The sequence below is a fragment of the Lutimaribacter marinistellae genome (genome assembly GCF_042648365.1).
In the GTDB taxonomy this organism is placed as follows: Bacteria; Pseudomonadota; Alphaproteobacteria; order Rhodobacterales; family Rhodobacteraceae; genus Lutimaribacter_A; species Lutimaribacter_A marinistellae.
This window is the reverse complement of record NZ_JBHRXI010000010.1, coordinates 590973-610267: the sequence shown is the minus strand read 5'-3', so window position 1 is coordinate 610267 and position 19295 is coordinate 590973. Positions and strand designations below refer to the sequence as shown.

General features: G+C 63.6%; 14 protein-coding genes. 8 read left to right on the top strand and 6 right to left on the bottom strand.

The annotated features are described in order from the left end of the window. Positions 1-15: 15 nt before the first annotated feature. Positions 16-1929: an ABC transporter substrate-binding protein gene (locus tag ACFORG_RS11635; protein WP_386735642.1), complete on the bottom strand. Its 1914-nt coding sequence runs from the start codon at positions 1927-1929 to the stop codon at positions 16-18. Beyond that, positions 1922-3694, bottom strand: coding sequence for an ABC transporter ATP-binding protein (locus ACFORG_RS11630; RefSeq protein ID WP_386735640.1), 1773 nt, complete (start codon positions 3692-3694; stop codon positions 1922-1924). Before ACFORG_RS11630 ends, ACFORG_RS11635 begins: the two co-directional genes overlap by 8 nt. A 218-nt stretch (positions 3695-3912) precedes the next feature. Between ACFORG_RS11630 and ACFORG_RS11625 the strand changes: the two genes are divergently transcribed. The 3 genes from ACFORG_RS11625 (at position 3913) to ACFORG_RS11615 (ending at position 6348) form a co-directional block, all read left to right on the top strand. Further along, a complete protein-coding gene (locus ACFORG_RS11625) occupies positions 3913-4434 on the top strand; it encodes a class I SAM-dependent methyltransferase (RefSeq protein WP_386735638.1) in 522 nt (173 codons plus the stop codon). Between the two features lie 45 nt (positions 4435-4479). Further along, entirely contained in the window at positions 4480-5628 is a 1149-nt protein-coding gene (locus tag ACFORG_RS11620) for an acetate/propionate family kinase (RefSeq protein WP_386735637.1), read from the top strand. Positions 5629-5718: 90 nt separating this feature from the next. Then, entirely contained in the window at positions 5719-6348 is a 630-nt protein-coding gene (locus ACFORG_RS11615) for a glutathione S-transferase family protein (protein WP_386735635.1), read from the top strand. Between the two features lie 9 nt (positions 6349-6357). On the opposite strand, the gene ACFORG_RS11610 is transcribed toward ACFORG_RS11615, so the two are convergent. Together ACFORG_RS11610 and ACFORG_RS11605 are read right to left on the bottom strand one after the other, a co-directional pair. Continuing rightward, positions 6358-7275 (bottom strand): peptidoglycan-binding domain-containing protein, encoded by a 918-nt coding sequence (locus ACFORG_RS11610; RefSeq protein ID WP_386735634.1) that lies wholly within the window; start codon positions 7273-7275, stop codon positions 6358-6360. Between the two features lie 502 nt (positions 7276-7777). Beyond that, complete coding sequence (locus ACFORG_RS11605; protein WP_386735632.1) at positions 7778-8551, bottom strand: DUF2092 domain-containing protein; 774 nt, start codon at positions 8549-8551, stop codon at positions 7778-7780. Positions 8552-8702: 151 nt separating this feature from the next. Between ACFORG_RS11605 and ACFORG_RS11600 the strand changes: the two genes are divergently transcribed. From ACFORG_RS11600 to ACFORG_RS11585, 4 genes are read left to right on the top strand one after another with little or no spacing between them, the layout of a single operon-like run. Further along, on the top strand, positions 8703-11105 hold the full coding sequence (locus ACFORG_RS11600) for a GcvT family protein (RefSeq protein WP_386735631.1): 2403 nt from the start codon (positions 8703-8705) through the stop codon (positions 11103-11105). After that, positions 11102-12625, top strand: coding sequence for a trimethylamine methyltransferase family protein (locus ACFORG_RS11595; RefSeq protein WP_386735629.1), 1524 nt, complete (start codon positions 11102-11104; stop codon positions 12623-12625). The genes ACFORG_RS11600 and ACFORG_RS11595 overlap by 4 nt, the downstream gene beginning before the upstream one ends. A gap of 1 nt (position 12626) precedes the next feature. Then, on the top strand, positions 12627-13298 hold the full coding sequence (locus ACFORG_RS11590) for a TetR/AcrR family transcriptional regulator (RefSeq protein WP_386735627.1): 672 nt from the start codon (positions 12627-12629) through the stop codon (positions 13296-13298). Then, positions 13295-14599, top strand: a complete 1305-nt coding sequence (locus ACFORG_RS11585; protein ID WP_386735625.1) for an NAD(P)/FAD-dependent oxidoreductase — start codon at positions 13295-13297, stop codon at positions 14597-14599. Before ACFORG_RS11590 ends, ACFORG_RS11585 begins: the two co-directional genes overlap by 4 nt. Positions 14600-14699: 100 nt before the next feature. Here ACFORG_RS11585 and ACFORG_RS11580 read toward each other — a convergent pair whose 3' ends face one another. Together ACFORG_RS11580 and ACFORG_RS11575 are read right to left on the bottom strand one after the other, a co-directional pair. Then, positions 14700-15200 carry a GNAT family N-acetyltransferase gene (locus tag ACFORG_RS11580; RefSeq protein WP_386735624.1) on the bottom strand — a complete coding sequence of 167 codons (501 nt, stop codon included), beginning with the start codon at positions 15198-15200 and terminating at the stop codon, positions 14700-14702. Positions 15201-15266: 66 nt separating this feature from the next. Next, positions 15267-18665 (bottom strand): indolepyruvate ferredoxin oxidoreductase family protein, encoded by a 3399-nt coding sequence (locus ACFORG_RS11575; protein WP_386735622.1) that lies wholly within the window; start codon positions 18663-18665, stop codon positions 15267-15269. 138 nt (positions 18666-18803) lie between these two features. Here ACFORG_RS11575 and ACFORG_RS11570 point away from each other — a divergent pair, with 138 nt between their 5' ends. Then, positions 18804-19262, top strand: coding sequence for an Lrp/AsnC family transcriptional regulator (locus ACFORG_RS11570; protein ID WP_386735620.1), 459 nt, complete (start codon positions 18804-18806; stop codon positions 19260-19262). Positions 19263-19295 lie beyond the last annotated feature (33 nt).

Below are 19295 nucleotides of genomic sequence, written 5' to 3'. Positions count from 1 at the left end.
CCGATCACTTGGGCATCATTCGGCGAAAAAGAACTCGTCCATCCGGTGCACGCCGAAATGAGCGCCGGGGTCCCAGGCCCACAGGCCCTTTTCCGGCACGTTGCGCAGCCGGTTCGACACAACGATGGGTTGCGGCGCGCCAGACAGGATGCCGATTCCATAGACCTGGTCGGCGTGGATCGCGAGCATCTCGCGCCAGGCGGCGGCGCGCGCTTCGTCGGTTTCGGCGATTTCCCAGTCATGGGCCAGCGTCATCAGGCGCTGCGCTGCGGGCAGGTCGGGCGCCTCGCCGGCGTCGCCGGCAGTCTGATGGAATTGCCCCCATTTCGGCCAGGCAAAGAAGACCTGGTCGGTCGGAGCCAGATAGGCGGGCGAGGTGTAGACCTGCGGGATACCGTTATCCCAGCCGAACCAGACGGCGGCCATGGTGGTTCCGGCAAAGACCCGATTGCGCAGGATGTCGCGGTCGAGCGGGCGCATCACCAGCTTGACCCCGACATCGCGCCAGTTATCGGTTACGATCTGAAGCGCGTTTTCAACCTCTTGCCGTTCGCCGGCGGTCTCGACGATCAACTCCATCGGGCGGCCATCGGGCAGCAGGCGGATGCCGTTCTTGTCACGCTGGTCCAGTCCGGCGGCATCGAGAAGCGCATTGGCCTGCTCGATGTCATAGTCGGCCCAGGCGGCGGTGTTTTCCTCGTTGTAGAACTCCGAGGCGGGCAAGACGGCCATGGAGCCGGGTTTCGCCAGCTTGAAGTAGAGGGCCTGGTTGATCGTGTTGCGGTCCACTGCCAGCGACAACGCGCGCCGTACCCGTACATCGCGTAGCAATTCGCGCCAAGCATCGTCCTCGTAATTGAGGTTGGGATAGATGGCGATCTGGGAGGCGACGCCGGTTTCCCACAGGTAGGTTTTGTAGTTGCCCGCAGCCTCACCCTTTTTCAGGATCGAGACATCGCGGAAATCCAGACCGCGGCCCTGCAGGTCAGTTTCGCCCGCGTTGGCCTTGGCAGCAACGAGGCCGGGCGCCACGATCTCCATCTCGATCGTGTCGATATACGGCAGTTGCACACCGCGCGCGTCGATGCGGTGGAAATAGGGGTTGCGCACGAAATCGTGGCGGATCTTCTTGCCGGCCGTCGCATTCATCCACGGCTGCAGCGTGGGCAGGTCGGGATTGTCGAACTTGTACATGTTGTCGAGCTTGTTGTGCAGCGCTGCCCAGCTCTTGACCCGGGCGTCGTCCACGGCGGCCTTCAACGCGGGCTCGTCGGCGAATGCCACGTGAAACTGTTTCAGGAAATGCGCCGGGCGATAGATGAAGGGTGGCCGCGCCTGTGCCAGCGTCTGCACGAAGTTTGCATTGGGCTTGGACCATTCGAAGATCACAGTGGTCTCGTCGGGGAAGCTGACTTGCGGCGCTTCGCCATCGACAAGAAGGAAGTCCGGCGGCCCGGCCGGGCTGAGCAGTTCGTTGTTCGCGACGTCATTCCACCAATAGGCGAAATCCGCCGAGGTGAACGGTGCGCCGTCCGACCACTTGTGGCCTTCGCGCAGCCGCAGCGTGAACTTGCGGTTCGCCTCGTTCTCGAAATCCGCCAGAAGGTCGGGAACGAGGTTGTAGTCCTGATCGTACCCCACCAGCCGGGCGTAGCCGTAAACGACCATCTGCCGGATGTCCTTGGATCGTGTGACCATGGTGCGCAGGGTTCCGCCTTCGCGCCCGAATTCGCGTCCCTTGGCCTCGAGATCGACAACGACCGGGTCCGAGGGGATTCTTTCGGCGATCGGGGGCAGGTCGCCCGCCTCGACCTCGGTCTTCCAGAACGACCCTTCCTGTAGCGCGGGCAGGTCTTTCGCCCACGCGATTGGCGCGGTCATCACGAGGGCCGAAGCGAGGGACAGGGATCTACGAAAACGTTCAAACATGACAACGTACCTTATGGCCGGGTTCCAGCTCTACCAGTGAAGGTATCACGGAGTCGCCGAAACGAAAGGGTTCTCCCCAGGTTTCAGGAGAGCCCGCGCCCTGTGCAACCAGCCCCAGGTCAATGGGGCGGTCGATATCGGGAACGGGCTGTGCCGCGATCAGCGCGCGGGTATAGGGGTGCTGGGGGTTGTGAAACAGGGTGTTGGGCGGTGCTTGCTCGACCACGAGGCCTTGGCGCATCACCGCCACCTCGTCCGCGATGCGCGCCACGACCGCCAGATCGTGGCTGATGAACAGGTAGCTGAGGTTCATGCTGTCGCGGATTTCCTCGAGAAGGGTCAGGATCTGCTCCTGCACCGAGACATCGAGCGCCGAAGTCGGCTCGTCGCAGACGATGAGCGAAGGGTCCAGCATCATCGCCCGTGCAATCGACAGACGCTGCCGCTGACCGCCCGAGAAGGCGTGCGGATAGCGTTTGAGCATGTCGGGGTTCAGTCCCACGCGGCGCAGCATTTCTTCGGCTCGCGCGCGTTGTTCTGCACGGGTGCCGATGCCGTGGATTTCCAGCGGCTCGGTCATCGCGTCCTGAACCCGCATCCGCGGGCTGAGCGAGCTGTAGGGGTCCTGGAACACCATCTGCGCCTCGCGCTGGAACGCGGTCCGTTCGGCGCGGGTCATCTTGTGCACCTGCATCGGTTCGGCGCCGGGTCGAGGGCGGAACAGAACCTCGCCGCCGGGGTCCGGCGGTTCGGCCCCCAGTGCGATGCGCGCGGCGGTCGTCTTGCCCGAGCCGGACTCGCCGACGATGGCCAGCGTCTTGCCGCGTGGCAGTTTCAGGTCGACGCCCCGGCACGCATGGATCAGGAGGTCGGGTTTCCACGCGGACTTTGCCCGCATCGTGTAGGTCTTGGAAACGCCGTTTAGCTCCAGGATCAGGTCCTCTTCGGGCAGGGGCGGTTCCGGGGCGACCTCTGCCGGGATCGACGGCGCGGCGTTGAACAATTGCTTGGTGTAAGGATGAGCGGGCGCGCCCAGAACCGGCGCGGCCGGACCGGCCTCCATCACGCGGCCCTTGTGCATCACAACGACATGCTCGGCCATGTTGGCGACCACGCCTAGGTCGTGAGTGACGAGGATCAGTGCCATTCCGGTCTCGCGTTGCAACTCCTTGATCAGGCCAAGAACCTGCGCCTGCGTCGTGACGTCCAGCGCGGTGGTCGGCTCGTCCGCGATCAGCAGTTCGGGCTTGGCGACCATCGCCATGGCGATCATCGCACGCTGGCGCATGCCGCCGGACAGTTCGAACGGGTAGGAGCGGTAGGCGCGTTCGGGATCGGGAAAACCCACCCTTGCGAAGGTGGCCAGTACCTGTTCGCGCGCCTCCTTTTCGGATGCGCCGCGGTGAAGCCAGAGAACCTCGCTCACCTGGTTGCCGATCCGGTGCAAGGGCGACAGGGAACGCATCGGTTCCTGGAAAATCATCGAGATCCTGTCGCCGCGCACGTCGCGCATCTGGCGTTCGGACAGGCTCGACAAGGCCAGCGACCCGCCCGGCCCATTCAGCGTGATTTCACCCGAGCGCACCTGTGCCGCACGCGGCAGGATACGAAGTACCGCGCGGCAAGTGATCGTCTTGCCCGAACCACTTTCACCGACCAATGCCAGCGTCTGGCCGTGCGCCACGTCGAAATTGACGTCCCGCACGACCGGGTCGCCGCCGCCAAAGCCGATGCTCAGGTCGCGTACTGACAAAAGAGGTGTCATTCAGGCCGTAGACCGGTCTGAGCCAATCCCTCCATCTGCGTCTGATCTCCCCATTTTTGCCGACACCTTCGCGCGGCCCGGCGCGTCAAGTCAAACCCTTCTTTTCACGGGGCCGTATGTGAGGAAAATGGCCGCAGCACCGTGCTGCCGTCTACACAACCGTGTCCGTGTCTGGCATCACGTGGGCAAGCCGCCGAACCAGCAAAGGATGCGCGCCCGTGACCCAGACTGCGCCTGATGCCCAGCCCGACACCCAATCCCGTCTCGACCTATTCATCGACCGCATGGTTTCGCAGCGGGCCTGCCTCGACTTTGCCATCGCCGAGACGGCTGCGCAGCGCGGTCCGATCTTTGAGCTGGGGCTCGGTAACGGGCGGACCTATCACCATCTAAAGACACATGTGACCGGCAGGGACATCTATGTGTTCGAACGTGCCGTTGCATCGCATCCCGACTCGACCCCCGATGACCACCAGCTGATCCTTGGCGATGTGCGCGAAACGCTTCCTGCCGCGCTTGATCGTTTCGGGGCGACGGCCAGCCTGATCCATGCCGACCTGGGGGGGCATAACCGGGAGAAGAACGACGCCTTTGCTCGCCTGATCTCGCCGCTGGTCGAGCCGCTGCTCGGCAAGGGCGGGCTGATGGTGTCGTCCGACCGAATGTATTTCGAAACGCTCGAAGAGTTGCCCCTGCCGCCGGGTGCGGTGCCAGGGCGCTGCTTCGTCTACCGGCGCTGAACTTTCGGGCAACAGTTTCCAACTCGCAACTGGAAAGGGCCGGAGATGAGCGACATCCTCACCCTCAATGCAGGCAGTTCCTCGATCAAGTTTGGCTTGTATCGCAGCGGAGAAGAGCCGCAGTTGCGACAGCTTGGACAGATCGAGAATATCGGCCCGCTCGCGCGGATGGTCCTTCGCGGCGAGGACGGCAAGACCACGACCGAGATAGGTCCAGCCGATCACGGCCGCGCCGTTCGGGCCATCCTCGACGTTGTCGCGCCGATGCTAGAAGGTCGCGCCGTAGCCGGTGTTGGCCACCGCATAGTGCATGGCGGCAAGACCTTTGGCGCGCCGACGGAGTTGACGCCGCAGGTCATGGATCAACTCGACGCGCTGGTGCCGCTGGCGCCCTTGCACCAGCCGCACAACCTGGCCGCTGTGCGCGCGGCGCAGGATGCCTTTCCGCAGGCAGTGCAGATCGGCTGCTTCGATACCGCGTTTCACAAGGGTCATCCCTTCGTGAACGATGCGTTTGCCTTGCCACGGCGATTCTATGACGAGGGTGTTCGCCGCTACGGGTTTCATGGCCTCAGCTATGATTACATCTCGGGCCGCTTGGTCACGGATCATCCGGATCTGGCAAACGGGCGGGTGGTGATCGCACATCTTGGCAATGGCGCCTCGATGTGCGCGGTGAAGGGCGGCAGGTCCATCGGGTCGACCATGGGGTTTTCGGCGCTGGACGGGCTGCCGATGGGAACTCGCTGCGGCCAGCTTGATCCCGGTGTCATGCTTTACCTGCTGGATCAGGGCTACTCCCCGGTGCAACTGGGCGACATGCTGTACAAGGAGAGTGGGCTGAAGGGGTTATCGGGCATCAGTCACGACATGCGGACCCTTCTGGCCAGCGATGCGCCCGAGGCGGCGCAGGCAATCGATTATTACGTGTTCCGCATCCGCCGCGAACTGGGTGCCATGGCCGCTGTTCTGGGTGGACTCGATGCCTTGGTCTTTACCGGCGGTATCGGCGAGAATGCCGCCCCCATCCGGGCGCGGGTCGCCGACGAGCTGGGGTTCCTTGGGCTGCAAATCGATTCCGCCGCCAATTCAGCAGGCGACAGGGTTATCTCTTCGGGACGCACGCCCGTTCTTGTCATTCCCACGGATGAAGAGCGGGTTATCGCCCGCGCCGTCTCGGCCGCGCTGCGCTGAACGCAGGGTCACATCGGGGTTGGTGGCATGGGTTCTGGCCCGGCGGTGACGAAGGCGCGTAGTGTTCTGTGCGAACAGGGAGGAATACCAATGATCTTTTACGATTGCGCAACGGCCCCAAGCCCGCGCCGTGCCCGGATCTTTATCGCCGAAAAAGGGCTTGATATCGAAACGCGGGAGATTTCCATCGCCGAAGGGGCGCAGCTCGCGCCCGAATTCCTGCAGGTGAATCCGCGCGCGACCGTTCCTGTGCTGGTCACCGACGAAGGCACCGTCATCACCGAGAATCTCGGCATCGCCGCATATCTCGAAGCCGCGCACCCCGAACCGCCGCTCATGGGACGGACCCCCGACGAGAAGGGACTGGTCATGATGTGGACGGCGATCATCGAGCAGCAGGGTTTCATGGCCATTGCCGAGGCGTTGCGCAATTCAAGCCCGCGCATGAAGGATCGGGCTCTGCCCGGGCCGCAGAATTACGCCCAGATTCCGGAGCTGGCCGAACGAGGCAAAGCGCGGCTGGGTCAGTTCTATGGCATGATGAACGACCATCTGGCAGAGTCGCCTTTCGTCGCCGGTGAGGCTTTTTCGCTGGCCGATATCACCTTGCTGGTCGCGGTCGATTTTGCCCGTGTGATCCGGATGCCCGTCCCCGAAGATCATGCCGCCCTGACCGGGTGGCACCAACGGATGCGCGAACGTCCCAGCGCCGCGCTGTAGGTCTGGACGTCACTCTGTCGCGTCGGTGTCGTCCGTCGGTGGAACCCGGTCGCCATCGGCAGGCGGGGCCTTTTCGTTCGCGGCTTGGCCTCCGGTGGCTGACGGTTGATCCTCTGGTGTCCCTGTCTGGGCGTCACTCGCTGGGGCAGGGGCAGGCGCAGCTGCGCCGTCCTCCGACTGCGGTGCAACCGGGTCACCATCGGCGCGCGGTACGGCGTCGCCATTGGCCGGGGCAGGGGCCTGACCTTCCGCCTCGGGCTCTGCCGGTTGCGCCGGTGTCGCCTCAGGGTCGGATGACGCCTCTTCGGCCCCCGATTGCGCATCTTCGACCGCGTCGACACTTGCAGCGGCCGGTTGTGTCGTACCCGGTGGCCTGAAGCCCAGCGCTTCGGCGGTGGCCACATCGACCACGCCGGTCGCCTCGAACCCGTTGTCGTACTGGAACCATGCAAGGGCATTGGCCGTGTCCTGACCGAATACCCCGTCAACGGAACCGACGCTGTAACCTGCACCCGTAAGGCGATTCTGCAGATCGCGCACGACGGCGCCGCGGGTCAGCGGCTCGGTCAGCGTCAGACCCACGACGCTGGTCGGTTCCGCGACGGTTTGCGCCTGCTCGGGGTCCGACAGGATCTCGTATACGGTTTCATCCTGATAATAGGTTGAGCGATAGAGAACCCCGTCGCAATTGTAGAGCGTTTCACCTTCGCTCTGTACGGGTTCGCAATCACCTTCACTGGGCAGGTCGGCCACAAATGCGAGGGTCGAGCCGGCGAGGGCGGCGGTAAAGAACCATCCCCAATTCGGCGAGTAGTAGTAGTCGCCCCAGTAGTGGTGCGGCGGCCGGGCATATGGCGGCGGGTAGTAGGGAGGACGCCAACCCGGTGGCCGCGAATGCGGTGGCCGCCATCCCGGCGGGCGGGCCACGGGCGGACGTGTACCCGGAGGGCGCGCACCGGGCGGGCGATTGCCGGGCGGGCGTGCACCAGGTGGTCGGCTACCGGGCGGTCTGGCGCCGGGTGGTCTGGCCCCGGGTGGACGGCTGCCGGGTGGCCGTGCTCCGGGTGGTCGGTCGCCGGGGCGTGCGGGCAGGGTCGTGGGACGGTCCGGTCGGCTTACCGGTGTTTCCGGTTTGACCGCCGGGCGTGTTGATGGCCGGCCCGCGGGTGGTTGAACCGAGGGGCGTGCCGGGCGTGTTGAGGGTCTCTGTACCGAAGGCCGTTGGGCCGAAGGACCGGCAGGCCGCGTCGACGGGCGCGTTCTTGCGCCGCCCGGGCGGCTACGCGGCGCATGGGAAAACCCGCCACCATGTCCGCGCGGCCCTGCCTCGGCCCGCTCGGCCGTGGGTGCCATGCGCAGCACGCTTTCCGGCGAGGTGCCGATGGCGAGGATCAGCGTCAGACAAAAGATCCAGACCTGTCTCATCACCTCACTCCTGCTGACCCGTCGTAACGCCGACCCGTGGCCAGACCATCTGCTCGGCGTCTTCGGGGGGCTCGAACGCAAAGGCCTCGGCTTTCATCTCGGGTGCAAAGTCCCAGCCGGTGAAATAGGCGCGGAATTGTGGCCAGCCCTGTGTATAGGGATCCGTCCCTACAAGCATCAGCAGGATCGGCGCGTCGGCGTCCGTCGAAATCCAGACCTGCCAGTCCTGCTCGTAATTGGCGAAGGCAAGGTGATGCGCCTCGTCTCCGGCGACTCGGGTCAAACCCACGTAAGCGGCCGAGGTCGCATCGGAAAGCAATTCGCCTTCGGCCCGCTTGCTCAGAACCTGCCAGATCGGCAGGGCAAGACCATATTCTTGCTGAACCCGATCCACGAGTATTTCGAAGGTGCCCTCGACCTCCGTCCTGGCAAAAGCGTTGTTCTGCGGATCGAAGACCGAGAACACCGAACCGTCAAAGAAGAACTCTCGCAGGGTCGGACCAGCCTCGACGTAGGAATAGAAGCCCTGTTCGCGGTCCAGAAGGGTTGTTCCACTGCGCAGCCGTGTGAGCTTTTCGCGCCCATCGATGACCTCGTCATACGAGACGAACCAGTCGACGGCGACGCGGGGTTGATCGGAGAGGTACGCGGACGCCTCGCGCAGTATCTCCACAGCTTGCGGATCAAGCGCCGGTGGTTCCTCGGCCGCAAGCGTATTCGCGATCAAGCCGAGAGCCAGCGCGGTAAGCCCCTGGCGGAGTGAAAATGAACGCAGCATGCTTGCAGCTAACGACAGGGCGCGATTCCCATCAAGAATTTCCTTTGACGGGCGCGCGTCGCGAGAAATGGGCATTAATGGACATTACTGTCTAGACGTGGCGAAATCCTGCCGCTAGCGTGTCCGCGAATACGGTCCTAGGGAGGTGGGCATGAAGTCTCAGTATCGTGTCGTGGTTATCGGGGGCGGCGTGGTCGGCGCCTCGGTTCTTTATCACCTTGCGCGCTACGGCTGGACCGACGTCGTGATGCTGGAGCGGCGCCGTCTTGCATCGGGCTCGTCCTGGCATGCGGCCGGGGGCATTCACGCGTTGAACGCCGATCCGAACATGGCGGCCTTGCAGGCCTACACGATCGACCTTCTGTCCGAGATCGAGCGCGAATCGGGTCAGAACATCGGTCTGCACATGACCGGTGGCCTGACGCTGGCGGGCACGCCCGAACGCTGGGAATGGTTGCAGGCCAACTATCGCATCTTCCAGTCCATCGGCATCGACGATTGCGAGTTGATCTCGCCCGAGGAGGCGCAGCGCCGCTGCCCCATCATGTCGACCGATGGCGTTCTGGGGGCGATGTGGGCCGACCGCGAAGGGTATATCGACACCACCGGAACGGTGCAGGCCTATGCGACGGCGGCCAAAAAGCGCGGCGCCGAGTATTACGAGGGCGTCAAGGTAGAAAGCCTGACCCAGACCGCCGATGGCTGGGAGGTCGTGACCGACAAGGGTACCATTACCTGTGAGCACGTGGTCAATGCCGCGGGCCTCTGGGCAAAGCAGGTGGGCCGTATGGCGGGGGTCGAACTGCCAGTTTCGCCGCTGAAGCATCACTACCTCGTCACCGACACGGTGCCTGAAGTGGCTGCCGCCGATTTCGAGATGCCGATGACGGTTGACCTCGAAGGCTTTACCTACATGCGGCAGGACCAGAAGGGCGTTCTGGTCGGCATCTACGAAATCGATCACGAACACTGGGCCATGGACGGCGCGCCGTGGGACTACACCGAGGAGCTGTTCCAAGAGCAACTTGACCGCATCGAGAACGAGCTGACGCTGGGCTTTGCGCGCTATCCCTCTATCGAGAATGTCGGAATCAAGACATGGGTCAATGGCGCATTCACATTCTCGCCCGATGGCAACCCGCTTGTGGGGCCGGTTCCGGGCAAGCGCGGCTACTGGTCGGCCTGCGCGGTCATGGCGGGTTTCTTGCAGGGCGGCGGTGTCGGCAAGACGTTGGCCGAGTGGATGATCCATGGCGAACCCGAGGCCGACGCCTGGTCGATGGACGTGGCGCGCTATGGCGATTACGCCCAGAACAAGCGTTACATTCGCGAAACCACCGGGCAGTTCTATTCGCGCCGTTTCGTGATGACCTACCCGAACGAGCAGCTGCCAGCAGGTCGTCCGCTGAAAATGGCGCCTGCGCATGACGCCATGACGGCGGCGGGCTGCAAATGGGGTGTCAGCTGGGACCTCGAGGTTCCGCTGTACTTTGCGCCGCAGGGGTTCGAAGAGACGCCGACCCTCAAACGCTCGAACGCGCATGAGATCGTGGCCGAGGAATGCAAGGCCATCCGCGAGGGTGCGGCCCTGCTGGACATTACCGGTTTCTCGCGTTTCGAGGTCAGCGGCCCTAACGCCGAAAGCTGGCTGGACCAGATCATGGCCTCCAAGCTGCCCGCACCGGGACGTGCCAAGCTGGCCCCGATGTTGTCTGAAACCGGGCGTCTCAAAGGAGACCTGACCGTTCTCAACTGGGGTGACGGAACATGGTGGATCATGGGCAGCTATTACCTGCGTGCGTGGCACATGCGCTGGTTCCAGGACCATATGCAGGACGGCGTTATCATCCGCGACCTTGGCGAGCAGATGGCAGGTTTCGCCGTGATCGGCCCGAAATCCCAAAGCGTGGTCGAGAAGCTGGCCGAACAGGACATTTCGACGCTCAAGTTCATGCAATGCGGCAACTTCGATATTGCCAACTTGCGTACCAAGGTCGCCCGCATGTCGGTGACCGGCGAGAAGGGCTATGAAATCAACTGCCGCATGGGCGATCACATCCAGTTGCGCCGCCTGCTGCTTGAGGCCGGCGCGGGCGAAGGCATCCGCGAGGTCGGTTTCAACGCGATGCTGTCGACCCGGATCGAAAAAAGCTTTGGCATCTGGTCCGCCGAGTTCACGCAGGATCGCACACCCGCGATGACAGGCATGGATCGCTGGATCGACTGGAGCAAGGAGTTCGTCGGGAAGGAGGCCGCGCTGAAGGAACGCGATGGCAACGGACCAGCGCAGGTGCAGGTCACGCTGGAGATCGACGCCGCCGATGCCGATGCCAGCGGGTACGAACCGATCTGGGCCGATGGCAATCGCGTGGGCTTTGTCACCTCGGGCGCCTACGGGCATTACACGGACAAATCGCTGGCCATGGCGCTGGTCGACCGGGACAAGTCTGCACCGGGAACCGAAGTGAGCGTGCATGTCGTGGGTGTCGAGCGTCCCGCCCGGATCGTGGCGCCGTCTCCCTATGACCCGCAGGGCAAGGCGATGCGCGCATGACCGAGCAGCGGCGCGGCAGGCGGGGGCGCGTCGCGGCCTCCGCTCCCCAGCGTCAGGTGGACTATCGCAACCTGCGCAGCCCTTTTCCCACCATGAATGCCATTTCCGAGGACCGCGTCGAGGCGCTGCACGAGGCTGCGCTGACCATCCTTGAGGAGACAGGCATCAAGGTTCTCCACGACGAGGCGCGCACCTTCTACGAAAAGGGCGGTGCGCGCGTCAGCGATGACATGGTCTTTATCGGGCGTGACATGATCGAGGCTGCGCTGGCCACCGCGCCGCGATCGATCACGGTCAAGGGTGGTGCGCCGCATCGGGACATCACTCTGGAGCTTGGCCGGATCGTGTTCCAGCCCGGCGCAGGCTGCCCGCATGCCACCGACCTTGACCGGGGGCGTCGTCCCGGCACGTTGCGTGACTTTCGCGAGCTCGTGCAACTTACGCAGAGTTTCGACGTGCTCCACATGGTCCCGCCACTGGTCGAGGCGCAGGACGTTGCAATGAACCTGCGTCATCTTGCGATGACCGAGATCCAGCTGACTCAATCCGACAAGGTGCCGTTCCTCTATTCCCGCGGCACACCGCAGGTCATGGACGGGTTCGAGATGATCCGCGATTTCCGTGGCCTCACAGACGCGGAGTTTCGCGCGCAGCCCTGGTGCTACACGATCATCAACACCAATTCTCCGCGCACCATCGACCTGCCGATGGCGCAGGGGCTCATCGATTTCGCCCGCAACGGACAGCCCTCGATCGTCACGCCTTTTACCCTGATGGGCGCGATGGCACCGGTAACGGTTGCGGGTGCCATTACCCTTTCCCATGCCGAGGCGCTGGCCGCGATCACGCTGACCCAGCTGGTCAATCCGGGCGCGCCGGTTTGCTATGGCACGTTCACCTCGAACGTTGACATGAAATCCGGCGCGCCCGCCTTCGGCACGCCCGAGCATTTCTCGGCCTCGCTCGTCGCGGGTCAGCTTGCGCGCAAGATCGGCCTTCCCTGGCGTTGCGCGGGGGGAAGTGCCGCGAATATCGCCGATGCACAGGCCGCCAACGAATCGCAATTCGCGCTTTGGGGCTGCCTGTTGGCCGGGGCGACGATCACCATTCATTCCGCGGGCTGGATCGAGGGCGGTCTGTCGATCTCCTATGAAAAGATGATCACCGATCTTGAAGTGCTGCAGATGGTGGCCGAGCTTTGCGCAGGCACCCCCGCCACCGAAGGCGATATCGCCCTCGACGCCATCCGGGACGTTGCGCCGATGGGGCACTTCTTTGGTGCTCAGCACACGATGGACCGCTACCAGACCCAGTTCTATGAACCGTTGGTTGGCGATTGGTCGAATTTCGGCACCTGGACCGAGCGGGGCGGCATCGACGCGTCCACCCGTGCCACCGGGATCTGGAAACGCAAGCTGGCCGAATTCCAGCCGCCCGCAACGGATTCCGACCGCCTTAGCGCGTTGGAGCAGTTCGTCGCCCGCCGCACGGCCGAAGGCGGTGCCAATCCCGAAAGCTGACATGACCGGTCCCATCCTGCATCGAGACAATCCCGAGGCCGAACCGCTGGTCGGCAACATCAAGGTCACGCGCGACGACTGGCTCAACGTTGCGATGGATGCGCTGGTCTCGGACGGGGTCGAGCACGTCAAGGTGATGAACCTGGCCGAACGCATGGGGGTCTCGCGCTCGTCCTTCTACTGGTACTTCAAGTCCCGGCAGGACCTTCTGGATGCGCTGCTCGACCGCTGGCAAGCCACCAATACCGCCGCAATGGTCGCGCAGGCCGAAGCACCGGCCGAGACGATCACTCAGGCCGTGCTCAACGTCTATCGCTGCGTGGTGAACCCCGAGCTATTCGATACCGCCCTCGATTTCGCGGTGCGCGACTGGGCGCGGCGATCGGGTAAGGTGCGCCGGATGCTCGACCAGTCCGATACGCGCAGGCTGGCGGCGTTCACCGCCATGTTCGCGCGATATGGCTGCACCGAAACAGAGGCCGAGGCCCGCGCGCGGGCGCTCTATTACATGCAGATCGGGTACGATCTTGCGCAGTTAGGGGAGCCGATGGAGACCCGGCTGGCCTTGGTGCCGCACTACCTTCTCGTTTTCACCGGAGTCCCCGGACAGCCGCATGAGATCGAGGATTTCGCCGCCTATGCGCGCGCCCATTCACAAGGAGACAGAGCATGACCAAACCCGACGCCATCATCATCGGAACGGGCGTGATCGGTGCGGCCATCGCATTCGAAATGGCCAAGAAAGGGATCAGGACACTCTCTCTGGATCGCAATACACAGGCCGGGCACGGGTCAACGGCGGGATCCTGTGCCATCATCCGGATGCATTATTCCACTTATCCCGGCACGGCCTTTGCGTGGGAAGGCTATCATTACTGGCGTGACTGGGCCGAATACCTTGGTCTGCCCGCCGAGGCGGACCTTGCCCAGTTCCGCGAGGTCGGCTGCTTGGTCATGAAGACCGATGCCAACGGCCATCTCGAAAAACACATGAAATACTCCGCCGAACTCGGCTGCCCGTTCGAGGAACTGACCGCCGAACAGGTGCAGGAGAAGATGCCGATCTATTCGCTGGACAGCTTTGCCCCGGCCAGGCGCATGGATGATCCCGAGTTTGGCAAGCCGAACGGGAGCAAGATGGGCGGCGCGGTGTTCTGGCCCAATGGCGGGTATGTCACAGACCCGGCGCTGTCTGCGCAGAACCTGCTCGAAGCCGCGAAACGACATGGCGCCGAGGTCCGCACGCGCGCCGAGGTGGTAGAGATTGTGCAGGAGGGCGGTCGCGTCAAAGGCGTGCGGCTCGCCGATGGCGAAGAGATCCTGTCGGACGTGGTCATCAACGTGGCCGGTCCCGGCTCCTCGATCATCAACCGCATGGCCGGTGTAACCGATGACATGACCATCGAAACCCGCCCGCTGCGACAGGAGGTGGTGCATGTGCCCAGCCCCGAAGGTTTCGATTTCGAGACACAGGGCACCATCGTTTCGGACAGTGATATTGCCTGCTACGTGCGCCCCGAGCATGGCAATCACATCCTGATCGGGTCGGAAGACCCCGAATGCGACACGCATCACTGGGTCGAGAACGACACTGACTACAATCGTGATTTCACCGATCAGTGGACGACGCAGGCCATGCGCTATGCCCAACGTGTTCCGTCGCTGGGAATCCCGTCCAAGACGCGCGGCGTGGTTGACCTTTATGATGCCTCGACGGACTGGATTCCGATCTACGACAAGTCCTCGCTCGGCGGGTTCTACATGGCCTGCGGAACCAGCGGGAACCAGTACAAGAATGCGCCCATCGCAGGCAAGATGATGGCGGCGCTGGTCGAGTATTGCGAAGCGGGCAACGACCATGATCAGGCGCCGCTACAGTTTGAACTGCCCTATATCGGGCGCAGCATCGACGTCGGTTTCTACTCTCGCAAGCGACCCATCAACGAGGAAAGCAGCTTTTCGGTTCTTGGATGATTGCCGTCCGGGATTGTGCGAGGCTCTGCCTCGCGCTCCGGGATATTTTGGGCAAGAGGAAGGGGCGGGCCGCGGCGCTTGAAGGCGCAGTGGCTTTTTCTCAGGGCGCCCAGAGGCTGCGGTCCATCCAGGGGGCCGGCAAACTCAGCGGCCCGGCGGGCAGCGGCGCGCGACCGGCCAGGGAGACGGACTGCCATGCTCCGTCCCATTCGGCGGGCAGAGCATAGGGCGGTTCGACCGAGTGCTCGGCCTCGAACCCGAAGCGCTGGTAATAGCTCGGGTCGCCGAGGACGAAGACCTGGTGAACGCCGCCTTCCGTCAACCTGTCGAACCCTGCCCGCACTAGCGCCGTTCCGATGCCTGCCGCCTGATTATCGGGTGAAACGGCGAGTGGTCCGAGCAAGGCGCCCGAGCGGTCCGGTCCACACCGGGTGAAGGCCACATGCCCGATGGGATCACCCGCGACCGCGGTGAGCGACAGGACGTCCTCCCTATCGAGTAGCGCGGCCACGACCGCTGTCAGGTCCTCCTCGGGAAACGCCTTGGGATAGAGCGCTAGCAGCTTGGTCCTGTCGACGGCTCGGGTTTCGCGGATCTCCATCCAAGTCTCCAATCCCTGTTTCGCCGCGCTACCCTATCCATTGCCGGCAGGACGCGGCAAGCCGCTTCAGCCCAACACCTCCTGCACCCGCGCCTTGACCTTGTGCGCGGCCGCCGCACGGACCGGGCCATAGCCGCGGATCTCGTCCGGGGCGTTCAGCAATTCCATCACCGTTTCGGCATCCGCGCAGGAGGGCACCCTGGTCAGGATCGTGTCGTAGAGCTTGATCAGGTCACGGTGTTCACGGGCCTCGGCATGGTAGCCGAAGGGATTGAACGGCGTGCCGCGCAGGCTTTTCATCTTTGCCAGTACACCCAGCGCGGACCCCATCCAGGCCCCGAATTCGCGTTTGGCCGGTCGGCCGCGCGCATCGGTCTTCCAGTTCAGAAGGGGGGGCGCCATGTGGTACTTGACCTTGAAATCCCCGTCGAAAGTCTCGGCCAGTTCCTGTGCGAAGCTGTCGCGCGTCATCAGCCGGGCCACCTCGAACTCATCCTTGTAGGCCATCAGCTTGAACAGGTTACGCGCCGCTGCGCGCAGCATCTCGTCGCTGGCGCCGGGCATGTCGGAGCGGAATTTCTCCAACCGGGCGGTGTATCGTTTGGCATAGGCCGCGTTCTGGTACTCTTCTAGAAAGGCCGCGCGCCGGGCGACCATCTGTTCAAAGGTCTCTACCTGGGGCTGAGGATCATCATAGCCATCGAGGCGCGCGGGATCGGTGGCCATCGCGCGCCCCACCGCAAAGGCCAGCCGGTTCTTTTCGACCGCCACACCGTTGAGCAGGATCGCCTGACCGAGAGCCGCGTGGGACACTGGAACAAGCCCCTTCTGCCACGCGTAGCCCAACATCATGACATTGGCAAAGACGCCATCGCCCATCAGCTTTTCGGCTGCGGCATTGGCGTCGAATCCGCTGACGTTGTCGGCCCCGACGACGGCGCTTACGGCCTCCTCCCGTGTGTCGATCTTCAACTGGGCGTCACGGCGCAGGGCCAGATCGCCGGTCGGCATTTCGGCGCGGTTCAGCACCACCCGCGTTCCGGGACGGTAATGGGCCGAGGCCTTGGGTGCAGAGCTGACCACCATGTCGCAACCGATCACCGCATCGGCGGCGGATTGGTCGATGCGCACCTGGTTGAGCGTATCGGGCCGGTCGGACAGCCGGATGTAGCTGAGAACGGTGCCGAATTTCTGCGCGAAGCCGGTGAAGTCCAGCACCGAGGAGCCCTTGCCCTCAAGGTGCGCGGCCATTGTGATCAGCGCACCCACGGTGACGACCCCGGTCCCGCCGACGCCCGTGACCAGCAGGTCGAACGGCTCGGCCAGATCGGGCAGGGTTGGCGCGGGCAGACCCTCTTCGATCTGGGCGAGGTCCAGCTTTATCTCGCGCTTGCGCCGCGTCGCGCCCTCGACCGTGACGAAAGACGGGCAGAACCCGTTCAGGCACGAGAAGTCCTTGTTGCAGCTCGAAAGGTTGATCTTGCGCTTGCGACCTAAGGGGGTTTCCTTCGGCTCGACGCTCAGGCAGTTCGACTCGACCGAACAATCGCCGCAGCCTTCGCAAACCAGATCGTTGATATAGGCGAATTTCGGCGGATCTTCCATCGTGCCCCGCTTGCGGCGGCGACGTTTTTCGGTGGCGCAGGTCTGTTCGTAGATCAGGACCGAGACACCCTCGATCTCGCGCAGCTCGCGCTGAAGCGGCATCAGGTCGGACCGGTCGTGGAAACTGGTCCCGGCCGGGAAGTCGGCCTTTTCGAACTTGGAGATGTCATCCGAGACCAGCGCGATGCGCTCCACTCCTTCGGCCCGGCAGGTCTGGGCGATGCCCGACACGCTGACCGGGCCGTCCACCGGCTGACCACCGGTCATGGCGACCGCGTCGTTATAGAGGATCTTGTAGGTGATGTTGGTGCCTGCCGCGACCGCCTGACGGATCGCCAGAGAGCCCGAGTGGTACCATGTCCCCTCGCCAAGGTTCTGGAACACGTGCTTGCCGCCCGTGAACATGGAAGAGACGACATGCGGCACACCTTCGCCGCCCATCTGGGCATAGCCGTCGGTGTCGCGGTTCATCCAGCTTGCCATGACGTGGCAGCCGATCCCGCTGTTGGCGCGCGAGCCTTCAGGCAGCTTGGTCGAGCTGTTATGCGGGCAGCCGGAGCAGAAGTAAGGCGTGCGCGTCGCGCCGGATACGTTGATGATTTGTGGCGGCTGATCGACCAGCGCCTTGGCCTTGGCAGGCAGGTTTTCCTCGGGGAAAAGCGCGTCGAGGCGCGCGGCTACGATCGGGGCCAGCATCAGCGGGCTCAACTCACCTGTCCAGGGGATGAGCGGCTCACCCTGTGCATCGTACTTGCCGACCATCTGGTGAGGTTTGTCGCCGGGCCAGTCATAGAAATACTCCTTGAACTGGCTTTCGATGATGCCGCGCTTTTCCTCGACCACCAGCACCTCCTGCTTGCCCTTCACAAAGCGCAGCGCGTTACGGCGGGCGAGGGGCCAAACCATGCCGACCTTGTAGATGTCGATGCCAAGGCGACGGCAGGCGTCTTCGTCCAGCCCCAGCAGTCGCAGCGCCTCCATCAGGTCCAGATGCCCCTTGCCGGTGGTGACGAAGCCGAAGCGTGCATTCTCGATATCATAGATCCGCCGGTCGATCGGGTTCGCCTCGGCAAAGGCGCGAACGGCGCGCAGCTTGTGCTGGATGCGCGTTTCGATCTCGGGCGAGGGCAGGTCGGCGCGGCGCACATGCAGTCCGCCTGCGGGCAGTTCGATCTCTGGCAGCTCGAACTGGCGATCCGGATGCAGTTCCACCGAGCGGCCGCTTTCCACGGTTTCCGAGATCGCCTTGAACCCGACCCAGGTGCCGGAATAGCGCGACAGAGCCAGACCGTATTCGCCGAATTCAAGATATTCCTCGACCGAGGCGGGGTTCAGAGTCGGCATGAACCACGACATGAAAGCCACGTCGGACTGGTGCGGCATCGAAGATGAGACGCAGCCGTGATCGTCGCCCGCCACGACAAGGACGCCGCCCTTGGGGGAGGAGCCATAGGCGTTGCCGTGTTTCAGCGCATCGCCAGACCGATCCACGCCCGGCCCCTTACCGTACCACATGGAAAACACGCCCTCGACCTCGCAGGCCGAATCCAGAACCGCCTGCTGCGCGCCCAGAACGGCCGTGGCGCCAAGGTCCTCGTTCACGGCTGGCATGAACTTGATACAATCTTCGGCCAGGCGGTCCTTGGCGCGCCACATCTCCAGGTCGAGCCCGCCCAGAGGCGAGCCGCGATAGCCCGAGACGAAACCCGCGGTGTTCAGCCCGGCATCGCGGTCGCGCCGCGCCTGGTCCATCATGATCCGGACCAGCGCCTGCGTGCCGGTCAGAAAGACCCGCCCCTCGGTCAGCGTGTAGCGGTCCTCGAGCTGGTACGTGCGGAAGTCGGTATCATGGGCGGTCATGGCGCGAATCCTCTGGCTGGTTCCCATCAGGGCAAGATGGACCGGAACGCATGGAAAATCTTTCCAGTCTTCTTGCTTGATTGCTGTCGCGCGGATAGATGATCCGGTATTCACTTCGATTGCGAACAGAGTTTCCAGATGCAGCTTGATGACCGTGACCGCAGAATCCTGACCCGATTGCAGGAGGACAGCCGGATTTCGAACGCTGACCTCGCCGATCTGGTCGGCATGTCTCCGTCCGCGTTGTGGCGTCGGGTGCGCGCACTCGAAGACGCTGGTGTCATCGAACGCTACGGGGCCGTGGTGAACCCGTCCGAAATGGGCCTTGGGTTCGAAGCGATCGTGCATGTCCACCTGACGCGTCACGACCCCGACCGCATCGTCGAGTTCATCCGGGCAGTGGAGCGCAGCCCCGAAGTGCAGGAATGCTATGCCACGACCGGGCAATCCGATTACCACCTGCGCGTCTTGTGCGCTGACCTGGCAGCTTACAACCAGTTCCTCGAAGGGTTCCTGTTCCGCTTGCCAGCGGTCGCAAGCGCCCAGACGAATGTCGTGCTGCGCACGGTCAAACGGAATCGCCCGGTGTCACTGTGACGGCGCACTGTTTCCAGATCGTGAACGGATTTG

Excerpts from the sequence above, each read along its gene's own strand:
- ACFORG_RS11570 (WP_386735620.1), top strand. The coding sequence starts at position 18,804 with ATGCAGCTTGATGACCGTGACCGCAGAATCCTGACCCGATTGCAGGAG.
- ACFORG_RS11585 (WP_386735625.1), top strand. The coding sequence starts at position 13,295 with ATGACCAAACCCGACGCCATCATCATCGGAACGGGCGTGATCGGTGCG.
- ACFORG_RS11635 (WP_386735642.1), bottom strand. The coding sequence starts at position 1,929 with ATGTTTGAACGTTTTCGTAGATCCCTGTCCCTCGCTTCGGCCCTCGTG.
- ACFORG_RS11575 (WP_386735622.1), bottom strand. The coding sequence starts at position 18,665 with ATGACCGCCCATGATACCGACTTCCGCACGTACCAGCTCGAGGACCGC.
- ACFORG_RS11580 (WP_386735624.1), bottom strand. The coding sequence starts at position 15,200 with ATGGAGATCCGCGAAACCCGAGCCGTCGACAGGACCAAGCTGCTAGCG.
- ACFORG_RS11600 (WP_386735631.1), top strand. The coding sequence starts at position 8,703 with ATGAAGTCTCAGTATCGTGTCGTGGTTATCGGGGGCGGCGTGGTCGGC.
- ACFORG_RS11605 (WP_386735632.1), bottom strand. The coding sequence starts at position 8,551 with ATGCTGCGTTCATTTTCACTCCGCCAGGGGCTTACCGCGCTGGCTCTC.
- ACFORG_RS11595 (WP_386735629.1), top strand. The coding sequence starts at position 11,102 with ATGACCGAGCAGCGGCGCGGCAGGCGGGGGCGCGTCGCGGCCTCCGCT.
- ACFORG_RS11620 (WP_386735637.1), top strand. The coding sequence starts at position 4,480 with ATGAGCGACATCCTCACCCTCAATGCAGGCAGTTCCTCGATCAAGTTT.
- ACFORG_RS11630 (WP_386735640.1), bottom strand. The coding sequence starts at position 3,694 with ATGACACCTCTTTTGTCAGTACGCGACCTGAGCATCGGCTTTGGCGGC.
- ACFORG_RS11590 (WP_386735627.1), top strand. The coding sequence starts at position 12,627 with ATGACCGGTCCCATCCTGCATCGAGACAATCCCGAGGCCGAACCGCTG.
- ACFORG_RS11615 (WP_386735635.1), top strand. The coding sequence starts at position 5,719 with ATGATCTTTTACGATTGCGCAACGGCCCCAAGCCCGCGCCGTGCCCGG.